This window comes from Albidovulum sp. (assembly GCF_049646345.1).
Lineage (GTDB): Bacteria > Pseudomonadota > Alphaproteobacteria > Rhodobacterales > Rhodobacteraceae > Albidovulum.
Window position 1 is genome coordinate 1 of the sequence record NZ_JBARVQ010000169.1, and the last position, 5,141, is coordinate 5,141.

At 64.4% G+C, this 5,141-nt stretch carries 4 protein-coding genes and 1 pseudogene; 1 reads left to right on the top strand and 4 read right to left on the bottom strand.

All coding sequences use genetic code 11. The features are described from left to right. Positions 1-190 (bottom strand): annotated as a pseudogene (locus WBB85_RS04210) (polyphosphate kinase 2); the annotation flags it as partial. A 297-nt stretch (positions 191-487) separates the two neighbouring features. Here WBB85_RS04210 and WBB85_RS04215 point away from each other — a divergent pair. Further along, a complete protein-coding gene (locus tag WBB85_RS04215) occupies positions 488-1,768 on the top strand; it encodes a D-amino acid dehydrogenase (protein ID WP_432637380.1) in 1,281 nt (426 codons plus the stop codon). An 8-nt stretch (positions 1,769-1,776) separates the two neighbouring features. Here the strand turns inward: WBB85_RS04215 and WBB85_RS04220 are convergent, their stop codons facing one another. The 3 genes from WBB85_RS04220 to WBB85_RS04230 form a co-directional block, all read right to left on the bottom strand. Further along, complete coding sequence (locus WBB85_RS04220; protein WP_432637377.1) at positions 1,777-2,448, bottom strand: SDR family oxidoreductase; 672 nt, start codon at positions 2,446-2,448, stop codon at positions 1,777-1,779. Further along, the gene (locus WBB85_RS04225) at positions 2,448-3,824 is read right to left on the bottom strand and encodes a GH1 family beta-glucosidase (protein ID WP_432637378.1); all 1,377 of its coding nucleotides are present in this window, start codon (positions 3,822-3,824) and stop codon (positions 2,448-2,450) included. The genes WBB85_RS04220 and WBB85_RS04225 overlap by 1 nt, the downstream gene beginning before the upstream one ends. After that, the coding region (locus WBB85_RS04230) for an amino acid ABC transporter permease (protein WP_432637379.1) at positions 3,808-5,141 on the bottom strand (1,334 nt) is incomplete at its 5' end. The genes WBB85_RS04230 and WBB85_RS04225, both read right to left, overlap by 17 nt.

Below are 5,141 nucleotides of genomic sequence, written 5' to 3' on the forward strand. Positions count from 1 at the left end.
ATTTCTGCCCGGTCTCCTGCGCCCATTTCTGCACCTTCAGAAGTTCCGCCTGAAGCAGGGCCTTTTCGGCCTCGTAATCGCGGCGGGCCATCTTGCGTTTGTAAGGGTATCTGCCGCGTTCGAACGCCTCGCGGATCGCATCGGCATCGACCACGGGGAATGTCCGCGGGCCACGGGCACCTGCGGCCATGACGTCGGTGTCCATGGGCACCGGGTCGACACTCTTGACCGTACTCTTGTCATCCGGGCTGCTTGTCGCGCTGTCCTGTTCCGCCATGTCATTCCTCCGTCCAGTTCAAAGCGCGGATAGTTTAGCCCTCTTCCGATGGCCCTGCCTTGACCCGGGTCAAACTTCACCGCGAATCGGCAATGCCTCACTGACCGGCCCCCAGAGTTGTCCCGACCACACCCGGACGCCTTCCCCTGAGCGCACTGTTTTTGATCCCGATTGCCGGAATGCTTTTGATATGCTAGCGCGCGGCAGCGCATTCAATTGAGGGCGGGAAACATGAAAGTCGTCGTCATGGGCGCCGGGGTGATCGGTGTCACCACCGCCTGGTATCTCGCCCGTCAGGGGGCCGAAGTGGTCGTGCTGGACCGCCAGCCGGGCCCCGGCATGGAGACGAGCTATGCCAATGCGGGTGAACTCAGCTATGGCATGACCTCACCCTGGGCCGCGCCCGGCATCCCGGTGAAGGCGCTGAAATGGCTCTTCATGAAGCGGCGACCCCTCTTCATCTGGCCCTTGATCAGCCCCACCATGTGGAGCTGGGGCGCCAAGATGCTGGCGAATTGCAGCGAGGATGCCTATGCGGTGAACAAATCCCGCATGGTCCGCGTCTCGAACTATTCCCGCGACGTGATGCCCGATCTCATCGCCGAGACGGGCATTGACTATGAGGGGCGTGAACAGGGCACGCTGCAACTGTTCCGCACTGAAAAACAGCTCAAGGGCTCCAAGGCCGATCAGGCGATCCTTGCCGAGTTTGACTCGCCGTTCGAAGTGCTCGACCGCGACGGCTGCATCGAAGCCGAGCCCGCACTCGCCGAGGTCCGGGACAAGTTCGTGGGCGGGTTGCGGCTGACCGCCGACCGCACCGGCGATTGCCGGATGTTCACCATGGCACTGGCCGAAAAGGCCGCCGAGCTGGGCGTCACCTTCCATTACGGTCAGAAGATCCGCCTGATCCAGACCCGCGGTGAAGAAGTGATCGGCGTCCTGACCGAGAACCTCGGCCGGGTCGAGGGCGATGCCTATGTCTGCGCGCTGGGATCGTTCGCTCCGAAGCTGCTGAACTCGATCGACATCCGCCTGCCAGTCTATCCGGTGAAGGGCTATTCCGTGACGCTGCCCGTCACCGACGACGCCTTCGCGCCGCAATCGACGATCATGGATGAAACCCACAAGGTCGCGATCACCCGGCTTGGCGACCGTATCCGGGTGGCGGGCACGGCCGAGATCGCGGGCTATTCCAACCGGCTCGGCCCCCATGCGACCGATACCGTGCGCCATGTGATCGGCGATCTTTTCCCCAAGGGCGGCGATCTGGAACAGGCCGAGGGCTGGACCGGCCTGCGCCCGATGACGCCCGACGGCACCCCGATCCTCGGGCCGACGCGCTACCGCAACCTCTACCTCAATACCGGGCACGGCACGCTGGGCTGGACCATGGCCGCCGGATCGGGCCGTGCGGTGGCCGATCTGGTGATGGGCAAAAAGCCCGAGATCGACTTCAACGGGCTGACCGCCGCGCGCTACGGCGTGTAAGGGCAATCCTACCAGGCGATTGGCGTACCATCCCAGGCACGAAAGCTGCCGCTGTCCTTTGGCCCCGCCGCATCGATGCGCGCGGCAAGGCCGCGTGCGGCCTCACGCACATCCAGTTCGGCCTCAGGCCCGCCCATATCGGTTTTGATCCAGCCGGGGTGCAGCAGAAGCACCGTCAGTTCTGGATCGTCATAGGCCAGTTTGCGCGCGCCCATGTTCAGCGCCGCCTTGGAGCAGCGATAGGCATAGTCGCCATCGGGGTCGAGCCCTTCGGTCATCGAGCCCGCGCGGGAGGAGATCATCGCAACGACCCGTCTTTCCCCAGCCATCAGGTTTGGCCTGAGCATGTGCGTGAGGATCAGTGGGGCGGCGGCGTTGACCCGCATCACCTGCGCGAAATCAACGAACCCCACCTCGGCAAGCCCGCCCGTCGCCCCGCGTATCGCTGCATTGTGGATCAGGATGTCGATGGCCTTTCCGCCCAGCAGTGCCGGAAAGGCCCGGATCGCCGCCTCATCCGCCAGATCGAGCGGCAGCCAGCTTATGTCACCCGCCAGATCCGCACCGCGCGCGTCTGGGTCACGGCAGCAGGCGATGACCTCATGTCCATTCCTCGTATAAAGCCGGGTGAGTTCCCGCCCCAACCCGCGATTGGCCCCGGTAATCAGGACCCTGGCCATCAGCGGGTGTTCCGGGCGATCCGGCCAAAGACCTCGCCCGACAACTTCAACTGCCTGTCCTGCGTGGCAGGATCGACATGGGCCAGTCCGAAGGGCACGGTATAGCCCGAGGCCCATTCGAAATTGTCCATCAGCGTCCAGGCAAAATAGCCTTTCACGGGCACCCCAGCACACGCCGCCTCGGCCACCCCTTCAAGATGTTCGACCAGATAGCGGGCGCGCTCGGGGTCATGCACCTTGCCCTGCGGCCCCGGCACTTCCGGCGGCGTCGCCATGCCGTTCTCGGTGATCAGAAGCGTCTTCGGCCCATATTCCCGATGCACGAAATCCAAGGCGTCGCGGATGCAGCGCGGCCAGATTTCCCAGCCCGTCGCCGTATAGCAGCCCGGCGGGTTCACCCGAGCGAAGTTGAGCGGCGGCAGCTCTGCCCCCGCCCCGATGACCGAGCGGCGGTAGATATTGACGCCGAGATAGTCGAGTGGCTGGCAGATCGTGGCGGTGTCGCCCTCGCGTATCTCGGGCAGAAGGCCCGCGCAAAGCTCAAGAATATCCTCCGGGTATTCACCCCTGAAGACGGCATCGAGATACCAGCGGTTCTGCACGCCCTCAAAGCGTTTCGCCGCCTCCACGTCGTCGGGCGCGTCGCTCGCGGGGCTGACCACGTTGAGGTCAAGCACGATCCCCACCTCTGCCCCCGGCGCGGCCGCGCGGATGCGGGGTACAGCCAGCCCATGGGCCAGCAGCGCATGGTGGCTGGCGGCCAGCCCGCCCTTCACGCCGTCTTTCAGCCCCGGCGCATCCTCGCCGTAGGCATGGCCGAACCAGCCGAAGGTCCAGGGCTCATTCAGCGTTGTCCAGTGCTGCACCCGGTCGCCGATGGCGGCAACGGCCTTTTCGGCATAATCGGCGAACCGCTCAGACGTCTCGCGGTTGTACCAGCCGCCCTTGTCCTGCAAGTCCTGCGGCAGGTCCCAGTGATAGAGCGTGACATAAGGATCAATTCCGGCCTCCAGAAGCCCGTCGATCAGCCGATCGTAATAGGCCAACCCCGCAGGGTTCAGCGCCCCCTGCCCGCCCGGCTGCATCCGCGCCCAGCCCAGCGAAAAACGGTAAGCGCCAAGGCCCATCTCGCGCAAAAGCGCGATATCATCCGGCCAGCGGTGATAGCTGTCGCAGGCAACCTCGCCCGACGAGCCGTCCACGATCACACCGGGGCGGCGGGTGAAGCTGTCCCAGATGCTCTCACCCTTGCCATCCGCGCGAATGGCACCCTCGATCTGATAGGCGGCGGTCGCTGCGCCAAAGATGAACCCTTCGGGCAGGCGCAAAGCGGCGGCGCGTTCCTCCAGCGGGAAAGCGTCAGTGGCTTTTGACATCGTAGCGCCTTTCGATACTGGCAATCAGGCTGGCCGCCGCAAGGGTCAGGCAGACATAAAGGATCGCGGCGGAGTTGAAGGGGGCGAAGGGCAGGAAGCTTGCCGACTGAAATTCCCGCATCCTCTGGGTCACGTCGCGAACCGAGAGGATCGAGAGCAAAGAGGTATCCTTCAGGATCGCGATGAATTCGTTGCCGAGGGGCGGGATGACGATCTTCAGCGCCTGCGGCAGCACCACCAGCCGCGCAACCTTGTAGTTGTTGAGGCCCAGCGACCGCGCGGCCTCAACCTGGCCCTGCGGCACCGCCTCGATGCCCGCGCGGAAGATCTCGGCGAGGTAAGCGGAATAGCCGATGGCGATGGCGATGACGCCGCGCATCACGTTCGGCATATCGATCGTGCCGCCCGAGACATCCTTCAGCGCCCCCGCGAAAGGCAGTCCGACGAAAAGGATGATCACCAGCATCGGAATGCCGCGCACCGTATCGATGAAGAATTCGGCACTGACCGATAGGGGGTGGCGGCCATGCTGATGGGCGGAAAAGGTCAGAAGGCCAAGGAACAGCCCGCCGACGAAGAGGAAGACCGCCGGGATGCGGAACCGGTCGGGCAACTGGCTGGTTTCCCACAGGATCGGCTGACCTTCGGGGGCAAGCTCGGCCGGGACCAGAACGGCAGTGACCTGACTGCCATCGGCAAGTGCCTTCAATGCGTTTTCGTTCGACGCACTGCTGCGCAGGCCAACCTCACGCTCCAGCGTTTCGTCGAATTCGCCGAAGCGGATGATATCGACGAGCGCCTTCGGCGTGCCCTTGACGATGGCCACCCGCTTTTCAAGGCTCCCTGCAAGGACAAAGCGTTCATGCGGCTGCATCCACAGCGCACCCGCCAGCACGAAAGCAACAGCACAGACCGCGCCCCAGACCTTGGTCGTGTTGCGTGCAGGGGTCAGGAACAAAAGCCCGGCCCAGATCAGGCCAAGGCAGGCCGCGAGCAGATAGGCGAAGATCCCGGCGCGAAGCGTGGTGAAGAGGCCCGATGCAAAACCGATATGGGCGGCAAGCATCAGATAGGTCAGCCCCGCGCCATTGAGGATCAACAGCCCGAGAGGCACCCAGCGGCCAAGCCCCCGGCCAGTGCCCAGCTCCAAGAGCCCGGCCAGCGCCAGTGCGGCGGTCAGCGCCGCATAGGCCCAGAGCCACTTGTGAAGCTGCGCCCCGACGAATTCTGCACCTTCGGGCGTCAACTGGCGCGGGGTCACCGCCCGGACCACCATGTCCGAGGTCACCGGATCGAGCGCATTGGCGACGATTGAAG